The 20013-nt window shown below is 65.0% G+C and carries 16 protein-coding genes; 13 read left to right on the top strand and 3 right to left on the bottom strand.

The window, feature by feature from the left end:
• The first annotated feature begins 1 nt into the window (after position 1).
• The 9 genes from pilW to DMX06_RS06635 all read left to right on the top strand — a co-directional run bounded on the left by pilW (position 2) and on the right by DMX06_RS06635 (position 9818).
• On the top strand, positions 2 to 763 hold the full coding sequence (pilW, locus tag DMX06_RS06675) for a type IV pilus biogenesis/stability protein PilW (RefSeq protein ID WP_110735777.1): 762 nt from the start codon (positions 2 to 4) through the stop codon (positions 761 to 763).
• Positions 760 to 1773 carry a RodZ domain-containing protein gene (locus DMX06_RS06670; protein WP_110735775.1) on the top strand — a complete coding sequence of 338 codons (1014 nt, stop codon included), beginning with the start codon at positions 760 to 762 and terminating at the stop codon, positions 1771 to 1773. The genes pilW and DMX06_RS06670 overlap by 4 nt, the downstream gene beginning before the upstream one ends.
• A gap of 3 nt (positions 1774 to 1776) precedes the next feature.
• Positions 1777 to 2886 carry a flavodoxin-dependent (E)-4-hydroxy-3-methylbut-2-enyl-diphosphate synthase gene (gene ispG / locus DMX06_RS06665; protein WP_011532347.1) on the top strand — a complete coding sequence of 370 codons (1110 nt, stop codon included), beginning with the start codon at positions 1777 to 1779 and terminating at the stop codon, positions 2884 to 2886.
• 24 nt (positions 2887 to 2910) lie between these two features.
• Positions 2911 to 4200 (top strand): histidine--tRNA ligase, encoded by a 1290-nt coding sequence (gene hisS, locus DMX06_RS06660; protein WP_110735773.1) that lies wholly within the window; start codon positions 2911 to 2913, stop codon positions 4198 to 4200.
• Positions 4201 to 4238: 38 nt separating this feature from the next.
• A complete protein-coding gene (locus DMX06_RS06655) occupies positions 4239 to 4880 on the top strand; it encodes a tetratricopeptide repeat protein (RefSeq protein WP_110735771.1) in 642 nt (213 codons plus the stop codon).
• Entirely contained in the window at positions 4855 to 6024 is a 1170-nt protein-coding gene (gene bamB, locus DMX06_RS06650; protein ID WP_110735769.1) for an outer membrane protein assembly factor BamB, read from the top strand. Before DMX06_RS06655 ends, bamB begins: the two co-directional genes overlap by 26 nt.
• A 117-nt stretch (positions 6025 to 6141) precedes the next feature.
• The gene (gene der, locus DMX06_RS06645; RefSeq protein WP_110735767.1) at positions 6142 to 7605 is read left to right on the top strand and encodes a ribosome biogenesis GTPase Der; all 1464 of its coding nucleotides are present in this window, start codon (positions 6142 to 6144) and stop codon (positions 7603 to 7605) included.
• A 285-nt stretch (positions 7606 to 7890) separates the two neighbouring features.
• A complete protein-coding gene (locus DMX06_RS06640; protein WP_110735765.1) occupies positions 7891 to 9039 on the top strand; it encodes a pyridoxal phosphate-dependent aminotransferase in 1149 nt (382 codons plus the stop codon).
• Positions 9027 to 9818 (top strand): amidohydrolase, encoded by a 792-nt coding sequence (locus DMX06_RS06635; protein WP_110735764.1) that lies wholly within the window; start codon positions 9027 to 9029, stop codon positions 9816 to 9818. Before DMX06_RS06640 ends, DMX06_RS06635 begins: the two co-directional genes overlap by 13 nt.
• A 157-nt stretch (positions 9819 to 9975) precedes the next feature.
• Here the strand turns inward: DMX06_RS06635 and DMX06_RS06630 are convergent, their stop codons facing one another.
• Positions 9976 to 12531, bottom strand: coding sequence for a sulfite reductase flavoprotein subunit alpha (locus DMX06_RS06630; RefSeq protein WP_110735762.1), 2556 nt, complete (start codon positions 12529 to 12531; stop codon positions 9976 to 9978).
• 103 nt (positions 12532 to 12634) lie between these two features.
• Positions 12635 to 14914 carry a TonB-dependent receptor gene (locus DMX06_RS06625; protein WP_110735760.1) on the bottom strand — a complete coding sequence of 760 codons (2280 nt, stop codon included), beginning with the start codon at positions 14912 to 14914 and terminating at the stop codon, positions 12635 to 12637.
• Between the two features lie 223 nt (positions 14915 to 15137).
• Between DMX06_RS06625 and DMX06_RS06620 the strand changes: the two genes are divergently transcribed.
• A complete protein-coding gene (locus DMX06_RS06620) occupies positions 15138 to 15818 on the top strand; it encodes a Fe2+-dependent dioxygenase (protein ID WP_110735758.1) in 681 nt (226 codons plus the stop codon).
• 3 nt (positions 15819 to 15821) lie between these two features.
• Positions 15822 to 16571: a tetratricopeptide repeat protein gene (locus tag DMX06_RS06615; protein ID WP_110735756.1), complete on the top strand. Its 750-nt coding sequence runs from the start codon at positions 15822 to 15824 to the stop codon at positions 16569 to 16571.
• 114 nt (positions 16572 to 16685) lie between these two features.
• Here the strand turns inward: DMX06_RS06615 and DMX06_RS06610 are convergent, their stop codons facing one another.
• Complete coding sequence (locus tag DMX06_RS06610) at positions 16686 to 17849, bottom strand: type III PLP-dependent enzyme (RefSeq protein WP_110735754.1); 1164 nt, start codon at positions 17847 to 17849, stop codon at positions 16686 to 16688.
• Between the two features lie 656 nt (positions 17850 to 18505).
• On the opposite strand from DMX06_RS06610, the gene DMX06_RS06605 reads away from it, so the two are divergent.
• The gene (locus DMX06_RS06605; RefSeq protein ID WP_110735752.1) at positions 18506 to 18994 is read left to right on the top strand and encodes a sigma-70 family RNA polymerase sigma factor; all 489 of its coding nucleotides are present in this window, start codon (positions 18506 to 18508) and stop codon (positions 18992 to 18994) included.
• Positions 18995 to 19011: 17 nt separating this feature from the next.
• On the top strand, positions 19012 to 19974 hold the full coding sequence (locus DMX06_RS06600; protein WP_110735942.1) for a FecR family protein: 963 nt from the start codon (positions 19012 to 19014) through the stop codon (positions 19972 to 19974).
• Positions 19975 to 20013: the final 39 nt, after the last annotated feature.

Raw genomic sequence — 20013 nt, 5'->3', positions numbered from 1 at the left:
CATGAGCCTGCGCGCCGCGTTGTCGATCCTGACGCTTTCGCTGCTGGCCGGCTGCGTGTCCGGCGGCGCGGGCGATCCCCTGGCCAGCCGCCAGGGGCGTGAGGCGGCGGGGCAGGCCTACGTGCAGTTGGGGCTAGGGTATTTGCAACAAGGTTTGACCGAGCGCGCCAAGGCGCCCCTGGGCAAGGCCCTGGCCCTGAACGCCCGTGACGCCGAGGCCCATGCGGCACTGGCCCTGGTGTTCCAGGCCGAGGATGAGCCGCTACTTGCCGGCGAGCACTTCGCCAAGGCGTTGGCCATTCGCCCGGACGACACACGAATCCGCAACAACTACGGCAGTTTCCTATATGCTCAGGGCCGTTTCGACGAAGCCCGGGCGATGTTCCTCCAGGCTGGGGCCGATACCCTGTATCCTGAGCGTTCCCGCGTGTACGAGAATCTGGGGCTCACCGCCCTGAAGCTGGGGCAGGGTGAACAGGCGCGCGCCTACCTGGAAAAAGCCCTTCGGCTCAATCCGCGGCAACCGAAGGCATTGCTCGAAATGGCTGAGTTGTCCTACGAAAACAGGCATTATGTGCCGGCCCGGGATTACTACGATCGATTCAGCCAGCTGAGCGACCAGGATGCCCGCAGCCTGCTGCTCGGCCATCGTCTGGCAATCGCCCTCGACGAACAGGGCACCGCGACCCGTTTGGGCCAGCAATTACAACGACTTTATCCCGGTACGCCGGAATATCAGCAATACCTGTCGGAGCAACGATGAAAGCCGCGCACACTGAAGTAGCAGCAGCGACTCGCCAGAACCCCGGTGATGTCTTGCGCCAGGCCCGCGAGAAACGCGAATGGAGCCAGGCCGAGGTCGCTCGCAAGCTCAACCTCACGGTATCTTCGCTGAACAACCTGGAAAACGGCGCCTTCGACAAGCTGCCCGGGCACACCTTCGCCCGTGGCTACATCCGTGCCTACGCCAAGCTGATGGACATGGACCAGGCCCCTCTGGTCGAGGCCTTCGACCAGATCACCGGCACCCACGCCCAGGGCAGCGAAGTGCACGCCCTCGGCCGCATCGAAGAGCCGGTGCGCCTGTCGCACAACATCCTGCGGGTAGTCAGCCTGTTGCTGCTGGTCGCGGTGGTCGGCGGTGGTTTCTTCTGGTGGCAGGACCAGAGCAGCCTGCGCGGCAAGGACCTGGCCAAGATCGCCCTGGAGCACGTCGAAGTCGAGAGCGCCGACGGTACCACGCAGATCCATCCGCTGGACGAGCCGGAAGACCAGGCCGTGAGCGAAGGCCAGCAGCCCGAGGGCCAGGCCCTGCCACTGGAGCCGAACGCTACCGAGCAGGCGCCGGTCACCGAGACCCAGGCGCCAGTTGTGCCAGCCACCAGCGCCGCACCGGCACCGACGGTCGCCGCACCTGTGGCACCGGTTGTCGCGCCAACCGCTCCTGCAGTGGCCGCGCCTGTCGCCGCCGCGCCAGCCGCCCCCGTCGCTTCGACTGCACCGGCTGCGCCCGCTGAAGGCGCCCCGGCCGGCAGCGCCAAGGTCCATATCCAATTCACCGCCGATTGCTGGACCCAGGTCACCGACGGCAACGGCAAGGTGCTGTTCAGCGCCATCAAGCGCAAGGGCGACAACCTGGAACTGACCGGCAAGCCACCGTTCGCGGTGCGCCTGGGCTTTGCCCGCGGCGCCCAGGTGAGCTACAACGGCCAGGCGGTCGATGTCGCCCCGTTCACCAGTGGCGAAACCGCTCGCCTGAAGTTGGGACAGTAAGTCATGCACGGCGAATCTCCGATCAAACGTCGCGAATCCCGCAAAATCTGGGTCGGCAATGTGCCGGTGGGTGGCGATGCGCCCATCGCGGTGCAGAGCATGACCAACACCGACACCAACGATGTCGCCGCCACCGTGGCGCAGATCCAGCGCCTGGTCGATGCCGGCGTGGACATCGTGCGGGTCTCGGTGCCGGACATGGACGCCGCCGAGGCGTTCGGCAAGATCAAGAAGCTGGTCAGCGTGCCGCTGGTCGCCGACATCCACTTCGACTACAAGATCGCCCTGCGCGTGGCCGAACTGGGCGTCGACTGCCTGCGCATCAATCCGGGCAACATCGGCCGTGAAGACCGTGTGCGCGCCGTGGTCGACGCGGCCCGCGACCGTGGCATCCCGATCCGCATCGGCGTCAACGCCGGTTCCCTGGAAAAGGACCTGCAGAAGAAGTACGGCGAGCCCACCCCGGCGGCGCTGGTCGAGTCGGCGCTGCGCCATGTCGAGCACCTCGACCGCCTGGATTTCCAGGACTTCAAGGTCAGCGTCAAGGCCTCCGACGTGTTCATGGCCGTCGAGGCCTACCGCCTGCTGGCCAAGCAGATCATCCAGCCGCTGCACCTGGGGATCACCGAAGCCGGCGGCCTGCGCTCGGGGACGGTGAAATCCGCCGTCGGCCTAGGTATGCTGCTGGCCGAAGGCATCGGTGACACCATCCGCATCTCCCTGGCCGCCGATCCGGTCGAGGAAGTGAAGGTCGGCTACGACATCCTCAAGTCGCTGCACCTGCGTTCCCGTGGCATCAACTTCATCGCCTGCCCGAGCTGCTCGCGGCAGAACTTCGATGTGGTCAAGACCATGAACGAACTGGAAGGGCGCCTGGAAGACCTGCTGGTACCGCTGGACGTGGCGGTGATCGGTTGCGTGGTCAACGGTCCGGGCGAAGCCAAGGAATCGCACGTGGGCCTGACCGGCGGCACGCCGAACCTGGTCTACATCGATGGCAAGCCATCGCAGAAGCTGAACAACGACAACCTGGTCGACGAGCTGGAAAAGCTCATCCGCCAGAAAGCGGCCGAGAAGGCCGAGGCCGACGCGGCGCTGATCGCCCGCGGCTGAGACACAGATTCGTAAGGACTACTCGTGAGCAAATCGCTGCAAGCCATTCGTGGCATGAACGACATCCTGCCCGACCAGTCGCCGCTGTGGCGCTATTTCGAGGGCACCGTGGCCGGCTTGCTGGACAGCTACGGCTACAGCCAGATCCGCACGCCGATCGTCGAGTTCACCGAGCTGTTCAAGCGCTCGATCGGTGAAGTCACCGATATCGTCGAGAAGGAGATGTACACCTTCGAGGACCGCAACGGCGATTCGCTCACCCTGCGCCCCGAAGGCACCGCGGCCTGCGTGCGTGCCGTGCTCGAGCACGGCATCACCGGCAACGGTCAGGTGCAGAAGCTCTGGTACATCGGCCAGATGTTCCGTCACGAGCGTCCGCAGAAGGGCCGCTACCGCCAGTTCCACCAGATCGGCGTGGAGGTGTTCAACCTCGACGGCCCGGACGTCGACGCCGAACTGATCATGCTGACCTGGCGCCTGTGGGGCCTGCTGGGCATCCAGGACGCGGTCGAGCTGCAGCTCAACAGCCTGGGCACCAGCGAAGCCCGCGCCCGCTATCGCGACGCGCTGGTCGAGTTCCTCTCGGCCCGCCTCGAGCAATTGGACGAGGACAGCCGGCGCCGCCTGAAGAGCAACCCGCTGCGCATCCTCGACAGCAAGGACCCGAACACCCAGGCGGTGCTGGTCGGTGCGCCGAAGCTGGAAGACTACCTGGACGAAGAATCCCGCGTGCACTTCGAGGGCCTGAAGGCCCGCCTCGACGCCGCCGGCATTCCGTTCGTGATCAACACCAAGCTGGTGCGCGGCCTGGACTACTACAGCAAGACCGTGTTCGAGTGGGTCACCGACAAGCTCGGTGCCCAGGGCACCGTCTGCGCCGGTGGCCGCTATGACGGCCTGGTCGAGCAGATGGGCGGCAAGCCGACCCCGGGCGTCGGTTTCGCCATGGGCATCGAGCGCCTGATCCTGCTGCTGGAGACCCTGGGCAAGGTGCCCGAGTCGATCAGCCGCACCATCGACGTCTACCTGTGCGCCTTTGGCGAGCAGGCGGAGCTGGCTGGCCTGCGCCTGAGCGAAAGCCTGCGCGATCGCCTGCCGGGCCTGCGCCTGGCGGTCAATGCCGGTGGCGGCAGCTTCAAGAGCCAGTTCAAGAAGGCCGACAAGAGCGGCGCGCTGTTCGCCCTGATCCTCGGTGACGACGAGCTGGCCAAGCAAGAGATCGGCTTCAAGCCCCTGCGTGGCCAGGGCGAACAACAGAACATTGCCTGGGATGCGCTTGCCGCGCACCTGGAAACCGCGATCGCCCAGGCGTGACGCGGTCTGACAACGAATAGGCGAATAGGAGTATTGGGGTGTCGAGTACCGATGATGAGAGCCTGGCAGCAGCCAAGGACTGGTGGAACCGCAACGGCAAGCCGCTGCTGACCGGCGCCCTGCTGGCTGGTGTGGTGGTGTTGGGCTGGCAGACCTGGCACAAGTACCAGGCCAACCAGTCCCAAGGCGCCTCGGTGCTGTACCAGGCGCTGCTGGAAACCTCGTTGACGCCTGATGGCAAGCCCGACGCGAGCAAAGTCGCCGAGCTTTCCGGCAAGCTCAAGAGCGAGTTCGGCGGCACCGCCTACGCCCAGTACGGCAGCCTGTTCGTGGCCAAGGTCGCGGTCGAGAGCGGCAAGCTGGACGATGCGGCCAGCGAGCTGAAGAGCGTGCTGGACAAGCCAGCCGACGCCACCCTCGGCGAGATCTCGCGCCAGCGCCTGGCCCGCGTGCTCGCGGCCCAGGACAAGGCCGAGGACGCGCTCAAGCTGCTCGACGGCGACACCGACAAGGCCTTCCTGGCCAGCCGCGAAGAACTCAAGGGCGACCTGCTGGTACAGCTGGGCCGCGCCGACGACGCGCACAGCGCCTACGAAAAAGCCAAGGCCGCGCTGTCCGACGACGCCGCGATCGGTGGCCTGCAACTGAAGCTGGATGACCTGGCCAAAGGGGACGCCTGAAGTGAAGGGTTGGAAACAAGCAGCAGTGCTCACCCTCGCCGTGCTGGCGGCGGGTTGCAGCAGCAACAGCAAGAAGGAACTGCCCCCGGCCGAGCTGACCAAGTTCACCGAGGAAGTGGTGCTGAAGAAGCAGTGGAGCCGTTCGATCGGTGACGGTCAGGGTGAGACCTACAACACCCTGGTGCCGGCCATCGAGAACGACCGCATCTATGCCTCCGACGTCAACGGCGAGGTCTTCGCGCTGAACCGCATCACCGGCGACGTGGTGTGGAAGAAGGACCTCGAGCTGCCGGTATCCGGCGCCGTGGGCGTGGGCTACGGCCTGGTCATGCTGGGTACCCTCAAGGGCGAGGTCATTGCCCTGGACTCCAGTACCGGTGAAGAGCGCTGGCGTTCGCGCGTCAGCAGCGAAGTGCTGGCGCCGCCCGCCAACAATGGCGACGTGGTGGTGGTGCAGACCCAGGACGACCGTCTGGTCGGCTTCGATGCCGCCACCGGCGACCGTCGCTGGATCTACGAGAACAGCCCGGCTGTGCTGACCCTGCGCGGTACCGGCGCGCCGGTGGTGACCAACCGCCTGGCCGTGGCCGGCCTGTCCACCGGCAAGGTGGTGGCGGTCGACATCAGCAACGGCGTGCCGGTGTGGGAGAGCCGCGTGGCGATTCCGCAGGGCCGTTCCGAGCTGGATCGCGTGGTGGACATCGACGGCGGCCTGCTGCTGTCCGGTGGCACCCTGTATGTCGGCACCTACCAGGGCCGCGTCGCTGGCCTGGACCTGGACAGCGGCCGCGTGCTGTGGCAGCGCGATGCCTCCAGCTACGTGGGTGTCGCCCAAGGCTTCGGCAACGTCTACGTGAGCGAAGCGTCGGGTACCGTGCAGAGCGTCGACGAGCGTTCTTCCAGCTCGCTGTGGAGCAACGACTCGATGGCCCGCCGTCAGTTGTCGGCGCCGGAAGTGTTCTCCAGCTATGTGGCGGTGGGCGACTTCGAGGGTTACCTGCACCTGCTCAGCCAGGTCGATGGTCGCTTCGTCGGCCGTGAGCGTATCGACAGCGATGGCCTGCGCGCCCGACCCCTGGTGGTCGGCGACACCATCTACGTCTTTGGCAACAGCGGCAAGCTCGAGGCACTGACCATCCGCTGAAGCTATGCTTGAGCTCGCTCGCGGGCTCAGGCCGCGGCGCATGACGCGCCGCCCGAACTCCGGCCGCTGCCTTGCAGCGGCCTTTGCATTTTCAAGAATTCAAGAGTGGAGAGCCGCATGGTTCCCGTAATCGCCCTGGTGGGCCGGCCGAACGTCGGTAAATCCACCATGTTCAACCGCCTGACCAAGACCCGCGACGCCATCGTTGGCGACCTGTCGGGCCTGACCCGTGACCGCCAGTACGGCGATGCCAGTTGGCAGGGTCGTTCCTACATCCTGATCGACACCGGTGGCATTACCGGTGACGAAGTGGGCATGGACGAGAAGATGGCCGAGCAGTCGCTGATGGCCATCGAGGAAGCCGACTACGTGCTGTTCCTGGTCGATGCCCGTGCCGGCATGACCGCCGCCGACCAGATGATCGCCGATCACCTGCGCAAGCGGAACAAGGAAGCGGTGTTGGTCGCCAACAAGATCGACAACATCGACCCCGATATCGCCCGCGCCGAGTTCTCGCCGCTGGGCATGGGCAACGCCATTCCGGTGGCGGGCTCCCAGGGCCGTGGTATCAACGCCCTGATGGAGTCGCTGCTCGGCCATATTCCCCGTGACCCAGAGGAAGAAGCCCTCGACGAGGATGTCGCCGAAGGCGAGGAAGCCACGCGCATCCCCGGCCCGAGCGAGAAAGATGGTATCAAGATCGCCATCATCGGCCGCCCCAACGTGGGCAAGTCGACCCTGGTCAACCGCATGCTCGGCGAAGAGCGCGTGGTGGTGTACGACCAGCCGGGCACCACCCGCGACAGTATCTACATCCCGTTCGAGCGTGATGGCGAGAAGTACACCTTCATCGACACCGCCGGCGTGCGCAAGCGCGGCAAGATCCACGAGGAAGTCGAGAAGTTCTCGGTGGTGAAGACCCTGCAGGCGATCAAGGACGCCAACGTGGTGATCTTCGTCATGGACGCCCGCGAAGGCGTGGTCGACCATGACCTCAACCTGCTGGGCTTCGCCCTGGACGCCGGCCGCGCCGTGGTCATCGCCCTGAACAAGTGGGACGGCATGGAGTCGGGCGAGCGCGACTACGTGAAGACCGAGCTGGAGCGCCGGCTGTTCTTCGTCGACTTCGCCGACATCCACTTCATTTCGGCGCTGCACGGCACCGGCGTGGGCCACCTGTACAAGTCGGTGCAGGCTGCGTTCAAGTCGGCAGTCACCCGCTGGCCGACCAGCCGCCTGACGCAGATCCTTGAAGACGCCATCAGCGTGCACCAGCCGCCGCTGGTCAACGGTCGCCGCATCAAGCTGCGCTATGCCCACCTCGGTGGCGCCAACCCGCCGCTGATCGTGATCCATGGCAACCAGACCGACAAGATCCCCAACTCCTACTCGCGTTACCTGGAGAACACCTACCGCCGGGTGCTCAAGCTGGTCGGCACGCCGATCCGCATCGAGTACAAGGGCGGTGACAACCCGTTCGAGGGCAAGAAGAACACCCTCACCGATCGCCAGGTCAACAAGAAGCGCCGCCTGATGTCGCACCACAAGAAGGCCGAGAAGAAGCGTCGCGACAAGCGTTAACAACCGCTTGTCAGGCCATGCGAAACCCCTGTAGGAGCGGCCTTGTGTCGCGAAAGGGCTGCGTAGCAGCCCCGGCTATCTTGCAGTCCTGCTGAACCCTTGGGGCTGCTGCGCAGCCCTTTCGCGACACAAGGCCGCTCCTACACGGACACGCGTAAACCCTGATCTCCCCCTACACGTTGACCCACCGCAATCCCCCTATTGTTTCAACCTTTTTCCTGACTGCTCGATCCGCTATGCTCGGACCCAACCCCGTGCCGGACAAACCCCAGGAAAGAGGGCTCCATGATCCGCAGCAAACTGCCGAACGTCGGCACGACCATCTTCACCACCATGTCGCAACTGGCCATGCAGACCGGTGCGCTCAACCTCTCCCAGGGCTTCCCTGACTTCAACGGCCCCCAGGCCTTGCTCGATGCCGTTGGTCGCCATGTGGCCGCCGGGCACAACCAGTACTCGCCCATGACCGGCCTGCCGGCGCTGCGCCAGCAGGTGGCGGCGAAAATCGCCCGGTTGTACGGCGCGAATGTCGATGCCGACCAGGAGGTGACCATCACCCCCGGTGCCACCGAGGCGATCTTCTGCGCCATCCAGGCGGTCATCCATGCCGGCGACGAGGTGATCGTCTTCGACCCCTGCTACGACAGCTACGAGCCGTCCGTGGAACTGGCCGGCGGGCGCTGTGTGCATGTGCCGTTGACCGACGGCAGCTTCAGCATCGACTGGCAGAAGTTCAGCGACGCGCTCAGCCCGCGCACGCGCATGGTCATCCTCAACTCGCCGCACAACCCCAGCGGCGCGCTGATCAGCCGTGACGACCTGGACCAGCTGGCCAGGCTGATCGGTGATCGCGATATCTACCTGGTCAGCGACGAGGTCTACGAACACCTGATCTACGACGGTGTGCGCCATGCCAGCGTGCTGGCCCACCCGCAGCTCTATTCGCGGGCGTTCGTGGTCAGCTCGTTCGGCAAGACCTACCACGTCACCGGCTGGAAGACTGGCTATGTGGTCGCCCCACCGGCACTGAGCGCGGAACTGCGCAAGGTGCACCAGTACGTCAACTTCTGTGGCGTGACCCCCTTGCAGTGTGCCCTGGCCGACTTCATGGCCGAGCACCCCGAGCATATCGACGAACTGCCGGCCTTCTACCAGGCCAAGCGCGACCTGTTCTGCGACCTGCTGCAGGCCTCGCGTTTCACCTTTACCCGCACGCCGGGCACCTATTTCCAACTGGTGGACTACTCGCAGATCCGGCCCGACCTGAACGATGTCGACATGGCCCTGTGGCTGACCCGTGAGCATGGCGTGGCCAGCATCCCGGTGTCGGTGTTCTACCAGCAACCCATCCCCGAGCAACGCCTGGTGCGCCTGTGCTTTGCCAAACGCGAGGAGACGCTGCGCCAGGCAGCGGAGAAACTATGCGCGATCTGAGCCAACTGCCGAACCTGAAAATCGCCCTGGTGCAGACCACCCTGGCCTGGCACGACCGCGAGGCCAACTACGTGCACTTCGAGGAGTTGATCGGCCAGGCCGGCGAGGTGGACCTGGTGGTCCTGCCGGAAATGTTCACCACCGGCTTTTCGATGGAGTCCGAAAGCCTGGCGGAGCCTGAGAACGGCCCGACCTACAAGTGGCTCAAGGCACAGGCGAAGAAAGCCAACGCGGTGATCACCGGCAGCGTGATCATCCAGGCCGCCGACGGCAGCCACCGCAACCGTCTGCTGTGGGCGCGGCCCGACGGCGAGATCCTGCACTACGACAAGCGCCACCTGTTCCGCATGGCCGGCGAGCACAAGCACTACACCCCCGGCGAGCGCCAGGTGCAGTTCGAACTCAAGGGCTGGCGGATTCGTCCGCTGATCTGCTACGACCTGCGCTTCCCGGTGTGGAGCCGCGATGCCCAGGACACCGACCTGCTGCTGTACACCGCCAACTGGCCGGCGGCGCGACGCCTGCACTGGAACCGCCTGCTGCCGGCGCGGGGCATCGAGAACCTGTGCTTCGTTGCGGCGGTGAACCGGGTGGGCACCGATGGCAAGGGCTTCGCCTATTCCGGCGACAGCCAGGTGCTGGACTTCCAGGGCGAGAGCCTGCTGAGCGCCGGTGAGGCCGACGGGGTGTTTACCGTGGTGCTGCGGGCTGCGGAGCTGGCGGCGTACCGGGCGCGGTTCCCGGCGAACCTGGATGCCGATACCTTTGAATTGCACTAAGACGCCACCGGCTCTCTGTGGGAGCGGCCTTGCGTCGCGATGGGCCGAATAGCGGCCCCAGCAACTTTGAGTGATTTCAATATCCTGGGGCTGCTTGGCAGCCCATCGCGACGCAAGGCCGCTCCCACAGGGGCTAAGTCCTCAGCTCGGGTGTGATTCAGTACACATCCCGCCGATACCGCCCATCCTCGATCAACTGCTGTACTGCGGCCTCGCCCAGCATCCCCTGCAACGCCGCATCCACCCCGGCCGCCATCCCTTGCAGGCTGCCGCAGACGTACACGCAAGCGCCGTCATCGACCCAGCGTTTGAACTCGGCGGCCTGCTGCAACAGCACGTCCTGCACATAGATCTTCTCAGCCTGGTCCCGCGAGAACGCCAGGTCCAGCCGTTGCAGATCGCCGCTTTCCACCCAGCCCTGCAGCTCTTCGCCGCACAGCAGGTCGTGTGCCCGGTTGCGTTCACCGAACAGTAGCCAGTTGCGTTGTTCGCCCCCGGCAATACGGGCCTTGAGCAAGCTGCGCAGACCGGCCAGGCCGGTGCCATTGCCGATCAGCACCATGGGCGCCGATTCGACAGGCAGGTGCAAACCGCTGTTGCGACGCAGGCGCGCGCTGACGCTGCCTTCCAGCGGCAGGTACTCGGTCAGCCAGCCGGAGCCCAGGCCCAGGTTGCCATCGGCGTGGCGTTCCTGGCGCACGATCAGCTCCAGTACGCCATCGCTGGCGATGGAGGCAATCGAGTATTCGCGGGCGGTGAGCGGGATCAGGGCATCGACCAGTGCCTGGGCATGCAGGCCGATCAGGTGTTCGCGGCTGACCGGCAACTGGCGGTTGGCCAAGGCCTGCGCCAGGGTTTCCTGCAGGCCGTCGAGCTGCACCGGGCCGCCTGGGTCGAGGCCCAGGCCAGCAAGGAAGGCATCGACACGAGACTGACCGTTGCGCGGCAGGATCTCGATCAGGTCGCCGGCTTCCCAGGTCGCGGGTGCTTCCGCCTGCAGGCCCAGCAGGTACACCGGCGCCCCCTGGCTGCCGGGGTTGATCCTTTCGCGGCGGGAAAGGCGCCAGTTGCCAAAGCTTGGCGGCTGCCAGGCGGCGACCGGGCGGGCGCCGGTCAGTTGCGTCAGTTCCTGTTGCCACAGCTGCAGGGCGGCGGGGTCGGCGTTGTCCACCTCCACCGGGCTGAAGGCGCAGCTGGCGCCGCGTTCGCCGAGCCAGGCCTGGAGCCGGCGGGCGAAGCCGCAGAAGTGCGGGTACTGGCGGTCGCCCAGGGCCAGCAGGGCGTAGTCCAGGTGGTCCAGCGGCCAGGCTTGGCCGAGTACCTTGCGCTCGAAGCCTCGGGCGCTGTCCGGGGCCTCGCCGTCGCCGAAGGTGCTGACCACGAACAGCGCGCGGTTGGCCTGGCGCAATTCGGTCTCGCCCAGTTCGGCCAGCGGGCGTACCTGCACCGGCAAGCCGGCGGCTTGCAGCTGGCCGGCGCTTTGCCAGGCCAACTGCTCGGCAAAGCCGCTCTGGCTGGCAAACCCGATCAGCCAGCGGTCGCCGTCATTCGCCTGAGGGGCCACCGCGCCACGGGCGGCGCGCACCTGGCGCTTCTTGCGCCGGCGGTCGAGGTACAGCAGCCAGCCGGTGACGAAGAACAGCGGCATGGTCAGGCTGGCGAGGGTGACGATGATTCGCCCCGGCAGGCCGAAGTAGCTGCCCACGTGCAGGGCGTAGACGCTCTGCAGCAACTGGGCCTTGAACGACTTGTCGGTATAGCGCTCGTGACGTTTGACCTGGCCGGTGGCCGGGTCGAGGGTGAGGGTGTTCAGGGCGCGCTCGTGGTCGGCGCCCTGCAGCAGGTAGAACAGGGTCGCCGGTTGCCCGCCGGTCGGCGGCAGACGCAGGTTGTAGGTGGAAAGGCCGGGGCCTGCGGCGGCCTTGAGGTTGGTCCAGATGGCATCGTAATCGACAACAAGAGGCGGGGCGTTCTTGTCTACCTTGGGCGGGCCATGGCGACCGCCGCTGCCTTCGCCACGCTTCTGCTCGCCGGCCGCTGGCTGGTCGGCCAGCAGGCGATTGAGGCCTTCGCGGTACCACTCGTAGGACCAGAACAGCCCGGTCAGGGCGAACAGCAGGTAGAACAGCAGGCACCAGGTGCCGAACACCGCGTGCAGGTCCCAGTTGAAGGCGCGGCCTTTCTTCGCCCAGTCCAGCGTCAGCCAGGTCCGCCAGTTCAGTGCCTTGCGCGGCCAGCGCAGGTACAGCCCGGACAGGCAGAAGAAGATCAGCATCAGGGTGCAGGCGCCGGTGATCTGCCGGCCTGTGTCGCCCATGGCCAGGAACCGGTGCAGGTTGAGCATGAGGTTGAAGAAGCCCAGGCCGGCGACGTCACCCTTGAGCTCGCCGGTGTACGGATCGGCGTAGCGCAGCGCACCGCGTCGCTCCCCAGGGGCGGGGGTGAAGAAGATCCGTGCGGCGTTGCCTTCAAGGGTATCGACCCAGAGCATGGAGACCTTGTCGCCTTGCGCGGCCTCGACCCGGCGCACCAGCTCGGCCGGCGGCAGCACGCCTTCCTGGCGTACCTCGACCTTGAGCACCTCGGCGTTGAACGCGCGCAGCAGTTCTTCCTGGAACGACCAGATCGCGCCGGTCACGCCCATCAGCGCCAGCACCAGGCCGGCGGTGATGCCAAAGAACCAGTGCAATTGGAACAGCGTCTTCTTCACCACATCGATCACCTTGTATTGCCGCCAGGAACTGCGCGGCGTGCATTATGCCTTGATACGCAAAAGCCCCGTTCAAGCGAATGAACGGGGCCTGGGGTGCGGCTGTTTAGAAGTGCACGCTGGTGGTCAGCAACGCCGTGCGCCCTGCCGCCTGGTTGGCGAAGTGGGTGGAGTACGCCTTGTCGTAGTAGACCTCGTTGGTGAGGTTCTGCACGTTCAGCTGCAGGTCGATGTTCTTGGTCAGCTTGTAGGCGGCCATGGCGTCGTAGCGTACGTAGCTGTCGACCATGGTGGTGTTGGCCACGCTGCCGTAGACGTCATCCACATAGAAGGCGCCGCCACCGATGGTCAGCTTCGGCGTCAACTGGTAGGTGGTCCAAAGGCTGGCGCTGTTGTTCGGCGTGTTGGGCAACTGGTTGCCGTCGTTCGCCTTGCCCAGCGGGCCACCGTCGATCTGGCGGGCCTGCATGTAGGTGTAGCCGGCGAACACCTGCCACTTGTCGGTCAGTTTGCCGCTGGCCGACAGTTCGATGCCTTGCACGCGGGTTTCACCGACGTTCTCGTAGGTGTTGGTGTTGACCTGGACCCGGGCGTTTTCCTTCTCGGTGCGGAACAGCGCCGCAGCCAGGGACAGGCGCTGGTCGAGCAGGTCCCACTTGGTGCCGATCTCGTAGTTGGTGGTTTCTTCCGGCTCCATGTCACTGCCCAGCAGGTTGCCGGAACGGTCGGTGGTGTTGCCCAGCGGATTGCCTTCGGTGCCCTCGCCGAGCATGGCGCCAGGCGGCGTGGCGGAGGTGGCGTAGGACACGTAGATGCTGCCGTTGTCCGCCGGTTTCCACACCAGGCCCAGCTGGCCGGTGATGAACTCGCTGGTGTCCGAGCCTTTGGCGGGTACGCCCTTGCTGCTCACTGCGGTGCTGCCGTCGGCGTTGTAGCCACGGTAATCGGTGTCGAAGTGGTCATAGCGCAGACCCATGTTCAGCAGCCATTGCGGGGTCAGTTCCAAGGTGTCGAACACATAGAGCGCGCGAGTCTTGCTGTTGGTCCTGGTGCCGGCGTAGTTGCGCGCGACGGTGCCGACCCAGTTGTCGTCCGGGTTCGGGTTGTCCAGCGAGGTGCAGCTGCCGCCGCTGCCCGGGCCGGTACAGGTGAGCTTGCTGTTGGGGGTGACGGTGTAGCTCTGGCGGTCGGACTCTTCCTTGGTGAACTCGACGCCGGTGGAGAAGCTGTTCTTCAGGCCGCCCAGGTAGAACTCGCCGAACAGGTCGGTCTGGTTGGTGGTGGTGGCGGTGTTGCCCACACGGGTGTTGGCGCGACGCCAGACGCCGTTGTTGTTGACGTTGCCGGCGCTGTCGTCGGGCTGGGTCAGCACGTAGTCCTGCATGCTGTTGCCGTGGCGCAGGGTGTTCTTGATGGTCAGCGTGTCGGTCAGGTCGTGCTCGATGGCGAAGGTCGCGATATCGACACGGGTCTTGCGGAAGTCGCGTCCGGTCAAGCCGTAGAAGTTGTCGCTGTCGCCACCGTCGACCGGCTTGTCCGGATGCGCCGATGTCCGTGCGGTGCTGCCTGCACGGGGCACACTGTAGGGGATGCCGGAGTCCGGCAGGTCATCGCTTTCCAGGTGGTAGTAGTCGAGGTTGACGCGGGTCGGCGTGCCCAGGCCGAAGGCCAGCGAGGGGGCGATGCCCCAGCGGTCGTAGTTGACCTTGTCGCGACCGGCGACGTTGCTCTCGTGGGTCATCAGGTTCAGGCGCCCGGCGACGCTGTCGCTGAACTGGTAGTTGCCATCGAAGGTGTAGCGTTGGGTTTGGTCGCTGCCCCAGGTCCAGGCGCCGTCCAGCGAGTTGCCCAGGTGTGCGCGCTTGCTCACCAGGTTGATGGTGCCGCCAGCGGCGCCACGGCCACCGACCGCCGAGTTCGGCCCCTTGGCCACTTCGACAGACTCGATGGCGAAGATTTCCCGGGTCTGCGCGCCGGTATCGCGCACGCCGTCCAGGTAGGTGTCGCCCTGGGCATCGAAGCCACGGATGAAGGGGCGGTCGCCTTGCGGGTTGCCACCTTCGCCAGCGCCGAAGGTGATACCCGGCACGGTGCGCAGGGCATCCTGCAGGGACATGGCGTTGGTGTCCTTGATCACCTGCTGTGGAATCACCGTGACCGACCGTGGGGTGTCCACCAACGGCGCGGTGTACTTCTGCGACGAGGCCTTGTCGACCTTGTACTCGGTGCTTGCCTGTTCGGCCTTGCCATTGACGCGGGTGGCGTCGAGGGTGATGGCGTTGCTGGCGGCCGGGTCAGCGGCATAGGCCGAGGTGGCGGTGATCGCCATGCCGATAGCGGAGGCGAGCAGACGTGGTGAACTCACAGCAGATGGCACGTGACGCATTGTTGTAGACCTTCCCCAAGGTATGAAGGCCGCGGAGCATAATGTAAGTGATTGTAACGAACAATTGAGAAGCGTTTACATTCGCCATAAATTTACATTCTTTACAATTTCGCCTTACGGTTTTTACGGTCTCATCCGTCGTGCCATGCAGAAAGGGGCTTGTGGTAGGTAAAAGGGAATCAATATCATTGGCGTCCCTTCAGTCATACCTGGTGCCGCCGCCATGCTGCTTCATATTCCCGGGCTGTTCGACGCCGACGAGATCTCGCGCATTCGCGAGGCCCTGGAACAGGCCGACTGGGCCGACGGCAAGATCACCGCGGGGTACCAGTCGGCCAAGGCCAAGCACAACCTGCAGTTGCCCGAGGGCCATGCGCTGGCCAAGGAAATCGGCGGCGCGCTGATCGAGCGGCTGTGGCGCAACCCGTTGTTCATGTCGGCGGCGCTGCCGCACAAGGTGTTCCCGCCGCTGATCAACTGCTACCGCGAAGGGGGCAATTTCGACTTCCACATCGACAACGCCCTACGCCAGCCCAAGGGCAGCCCGGAGCGGGTGCGCACCGACCTGTCCTCGACGCTGTTCCTCAGCGACCCGGACAGCTACGACGGTGGCGAGCTGGTGATCCAGGACACCTATGGCGTGCGCGAGGTCAAGCTGGCCGCCGGCGACATGGTGCTGTACCCCGGCACCAGCCTGCACAAGGTCAACCCGGTCACCCGCGGGGCGCGCTATGCGGCGTTCTTCTGGACCCAGAGCCTGGTGCGCGAGGACAGCCAGCGCACCTTGCTGTTCGAGATGGACAATGCGGTCCGCCAGCTCACCGCCGATGTGCCCGAGCATCCGTCGCTGCTGCAGCTGACCGGCACCTATCACAACCTGCTGCGCCGCTGGGCCGAGGTCTGAGCCGTGTCCTATCAGTTACGACGTGAGGATGTGGTGGATGTGGCCGGGTTGCAGGCGATGCTCGAGCACAGTCCGGGCCAGGCCGCCCAGGCGATCCTGGCGGCGGCGGGGCAGGGGGTGGTCGAGGCGCAGTTGCTGCTTGGGCAGATCCTGCTCGATGGGCGCGGTATCGAAGAGGATGCCGGCGTGGCCCGTCGTTGGTTCGGCATTGCCGCCCAGGGCGGCAGCGCCATGGCCCACAACATGCTCGGACGGTGCCTGGAGCACGGCTGGGGTGGCGAGGTGGATCTTGCGCAAGCGGCCATTCACTATGCCCGTGCGGCCGACGCCGGCCTGGATTGGGGGATGTACAACCTGGCCAACCTGCTGGCCACCGGGCGTGGGGTGCCGGCCGATCAGGCCCAGGCGTTGATGTGCTACGAGAAAGCGGCGCAGCTGGGGCATGCCAAGTCGATGAACCTGTATGGGCGCTACCTGGAGCAGGGCATTGCCACTGCACCGAGCCCTGCCCGGGCGGTGCGCTGGTATCGGCGTTCGGCCGAGGCGGGGGATTTTCGCGGAATGTTCAGCCTGGCGCTGGTGCTGGTCGAGCGCGGGGAGATCGGCGAGGCCGGGCCTTGGCTGGAGCGGGCCAGGGTCGAGGGCAACCTGAATTTCCTGCGCAGTGCGCTGGTGACGTTGCAGGGGGCGGGGCCGGCGCTGATGGTCCATGCGGCGCGCTATGCCGAGGAGATTGAGCAGCGCGGATTCTAAGGCTAGCGCCACACCTGTAGGAGCGGCCTTGTGTCGCGAAAGGGCGCTCCTACAGGGGCACGCGAGGCAGTTTGGACCGGCAAATGAAAACGGGGCCTTGCGGCCCCGTTGTGCTTACAGGTAGTAAGCCTTCAGCGGCGGGAAGCCGTTGAACTCCACTGCGCTGTAGCTCGTGGTGTAGGCACCGGTGGACAACCAGTACAGGCGATCGCCGATGGCCAGGTTCAGCGGCAGGCCGTACTTGTAGTTCTCGTACATGATGTCGGCGCTGTCGCAGGTGGGGCCGGCGATCACCACTTCCTCGGTCTCGCCTTTCTTCTCGGTCCAGATCGGGAACTTGATCGCCTCGTCCATGGTTTCGATCAGGCCGGAGAACTTGCCCACGTCGGTGTAGATCCAGCGCTCGACCGCGGTGCGCGACTTGCGTGCCACCAGCACCACTTCGCTGACAAGGATGCCGGCGTTGGCGATCAGCGAACGGCCAGGCTCGAGGATGATTTCCGGCAGGTCGTCGCCGAAGTCTTCCTTGAGGAAGCGGATGATCTCTTCGGCGTAGGTTTCGAGGCTGTTGGTGCGGGTGATGTAGTTGGCCGGGAAGCCGCCACCCATGTTGATCAGCTTCAGTTCGATGCCGTCTTCTTCCTTCAGGCGTTCGAAGATCACCTTGACCTTGGCGATGGCCGCGTCCCACACGCTGATGTCGCGCTGCTGGGAGCCTACGTGGAAGGAGATGCCGTAGGGCACCAGGCCCAGGTCGCGGGCGAGAATCAGCAAGTCCATGGCCATGTCGGTCTGGCAGCCGAATTTGCGCGACAGCGGCCAGTCGGCGGTGGTGGAGCCTTCGGTGAGGATGCGCACATAGACCTTTGAGCCTGGCGCGGCCTTGGCAATGTTGCGCAGGTCCGCTTCGGAGTCGGTGGCGTACAGGCGCACGCCCTTCTCGAAGAAGTAGCGGATGTCCTTGGACTTCTTGATGGTGTTGCCGTAGCTGATGCGATCGGCGCTGACGCCACGGCCCAGCACCTTGTCCAGCTCGTAGATCGAGGCGATGTCGAAGCTCGAGCCTTTTTCCTTGAGCAGGTCGATGATCTCGACCGCCGGGTTGGCCTTGACCGCGTAGTAGACCTTGGCGAACTCGAAACCGGCGCGCAGGTCGTCATAGGCCTGGCTGATCATCTGGGTATCGATGAGTACGAACGGGGTTTCCTGCTTGTCGGCGAACGCCTTCATTTTCTGGAAGGTGTCACGCGCAAAGTAGTCTTCGACCTGGATCGACATGCTCAAGGGCTCCATGGGCAAACTGAAAAGATAAGTGGCAGCAAACTGAACGTCCTCCGTATCCCCACTTTGGTTCGCCTACTTCCCAAGGCATGTCGCCGAAAGCAAAAAGGTCAACCGTGCCAGGGAAGGGCGGCGGGTGACCTTGCTGTCTCGTCGTCAGTACTTGAGCCGGATGGATCGTTTCCAGCATGGACGTTCGGCGCGCACTTTAGGGCGTGAAAACCGCAAGATCAACAGGCAGGTCCGGGGTGTTGGTCGTGTATCGACGCCCCATCGCTGCAATAACCGACCGATGCGTGGCGTGGATGTTCCGCAAAAGGCCACAAGCGTTAAAAATTGTGGAATAGGTGGCGATCTGGACGCGAACGGCTGATAGCTGGGTTCTTTGCATGTTGGCTGGCTTTCGCCGCGAAAGAGCCGAATTACTCGCAGGCGGCCGTTTGTCGGCGTCGGCTGAGGATCGGTAAAAAACCGGCAGGTGTTCATATTTATGGCCACGCCAGTACGCCCGTCATTTTTTTCGAATCCGCCATAAATTTTTTGTTACCGGCGCCGGAAAACACCCTTGGTCGGCTTAGGGCTGGGCCGATTGCCGTCATTGATGAGAAACATTACTATTCGCGACCTCATCTGCCTCCCTGACGACCCTGACCGTGTCCGGACACAAAGGCTTCCTCGACCACTACCATGAGCTGATCGGCACCTGGACGCGCAAGTTGCGCAGTCGTCAGCAGGCCGAGGACCTCACTCACGACGCCTTTGTCCGGGTTCTGGAAAACCCCAACGAGCAGGTCGAGCAGCCGCGTGCCTACCTGCACCAGACCGCCCGCAACATTGCCGTCGATGGCTTTCGCCGCGAGGACCGTCGCCAGGCGCTGGAACTTGAGGCGTTCACCGACGGCGACGCCAATGGCAGCGACCCGGAGGCCTATGTGCATGCCCTGGAACTGGCCGACAGCGTCGAGCGAGCGCTGGCCGAGCTGCCGCTCAACTGCCGTCGGGTGTTCATCTGGCAGAAGCTCGAGGGCCTGACCCAGGCCGAGATCGCCGAGCGCATGGGTTTGACCAAGAACATGGTCGAAAAGTATATGATCCGCACGCTCCGACATCTGCGTGAGCACCTGGATGTGTCGGCCAGATGAGTCAGGAGACCCCATTGATCAGACAGCATGCGCCCGATCCCGTGGGCGAGCAGGCGGCCAGCTGGTTCGCCCAGGCCCAGGAGGCGCCGCATGACAGTGCCGTGCAGCAGGCCTTGCAGGCATGGCTCGCGCAGCACCCACGCCATCGTGAGGAATACCAGCATCTGGTACGGCTGTGGCGCGCCACCGATTTCATCCCCCGACAACGCCTCGAAGCGCTGTGCCAGCCCGAGCCGGTGCGCCCGCTTGCGCGCCGCCGCCTGCTGCGCCAGGCATTGGCGGCCGGCGTGGCGGTGGTCGCGCTGGGGCTGGGCTGGACGGGTTGGCAGTATCAGCAGCTCAATCACCAGGACACGTTGAGCACGGCCCAGGGCGAGCGGCGTCAGGTCGAACTGCCGGACGGCTCACGGCTGGAACTCAACAGTGCCACCCAGGTGCAGGTGATGTTCTCTGCGGGGCAGCGCCATGTGCGTCTGGGCGCGGGCGAGGCGATGTTCATCGTCGCCCACGACAGCGGTCGACCATTCGTGGTGAGCACAGCCCAGGGTGAAGTCACCGTCACCGGCACCCGCTTCGATGTACGCCAGGAGCCGACCAGTACCCGCGTGGCGGTGGAGCAGGGGTCGGTGAAGGTGCAGGGCGCAGCCGAGTCGCTGGCGCTGCTCGGTGCCGGGCAGGGTTCGCACATCGACGCCCAGGGCAAGGTCGCCGCGCCCTATGCCATCGATGTCAACGCCGTGACCGCCTGGCGCCAGGGCAAGCTGGTGTTCGACAACGCGCCGCTGAGCGAGGTGGTGGCGCAGGTTTCGCGCTACCGCGCCCAGCCGCTGCATGTGACACCCGGCAAGGCTGCCGCGCTGCGCCTGTCGAGCACCTTCAGCACCGACGACCCGGACGCGCTGCTGCGGGCGCTGCCGAGCATCCTGCCGGTGCAGGTGAAGACCCGCCCGGACGGCTCCAGCGAAATTGTTCTGAAATAAATTCAGGTTTTTTTCCGTTCGTTCGTCTTCCCCGCCAGC

The sequence above is a fragment of the Pseudomonas mosselii genome (assembly GCF_003205295.1).
Lineage (GTDB): Bacteria > Pseudomonadota > Gammaproteobacteria > Pseudomonadales > Pseudomonadaceae > Aquipseudomonas > Aquipseudomonas mosselii_B.
Note: the sequence above shows the minus strand (reverse complement) of the source record. Positions and strands in the feature narration are given on the sequence as shown.

Excerpts from the sequence above, each read along its gene's own strand:
- pilW (WP_110735777.1), top strand. The coding sequence starts at position 2 with ATGAGCCTGCGCGCCGCGTTGTCGATCCTGACGCTTTCGCTGCTGGCC.
- DMX06_RS06670 (WP_110735775.1), top strand. The coding sequence starts at position 760 with ATGAAAGCCGCGCACACTGAAGTAGCAGCAGCGACTCGCCAGAACCCC.
- ispG (WP_011532347.1), top strand. The coding sequence starts at position 1,777 with ATGCACGGCGAATCTCCGATCAAACGTCGCGAATCCCGCAAAATCTGG.
- bamB (WP_110735769.1), top strand. The coding sequence starts at position 4,855 with ATGACCTGGCCAAAGGGGACGCCTGAAGTGAAGGGTTGGAAACAAGCA.
- der (WP_110735767.1), top strand. The coding sequence starts at position 6,142 with ATGGTTCCCGTAATCGCCCTGGTGGGCCGGCCGAACGTCGGTAAATCC.
- DMX06_RS06640 (WP_110735765.1), top strand. The coding sequence starts at position 7,891 with ATGATCCGCAGCAAACTGCCGAACGTCGGCACGACCATCTTCACCACC.
- DMX06_RS06635 (WP_110735764.1), top strand. The coding sequence starts at position 9,027 with ATGCGCGATCTGAGCCAACTGCCGAACCTGAAAATCGCCCTGGTGCAG.
- DMX06_RS06625 (WP_110735760.1), bottom strand. The coding sequence starts at position 14,914 with ATGCGTCACGTGCCATCTGCTGTGAGTTCACCACGTCTGCTCGCCTCC.
- DMX06_RS06620 (WP_110735758.1), top strand. The coding sequence starts at position 15,138 with ATGCTGCTTCATATTCCCGGGCTGTTCGACGCCGACGAGATCTCGCGC.
- DMX06_RS06610 (WP_110735754.1), bottom strand. The coding sequence starts at position 17,849 with ATGTCGATCCAGGTCGAAGACTACTTTGCGCGTGACACCTTCCAGAAA.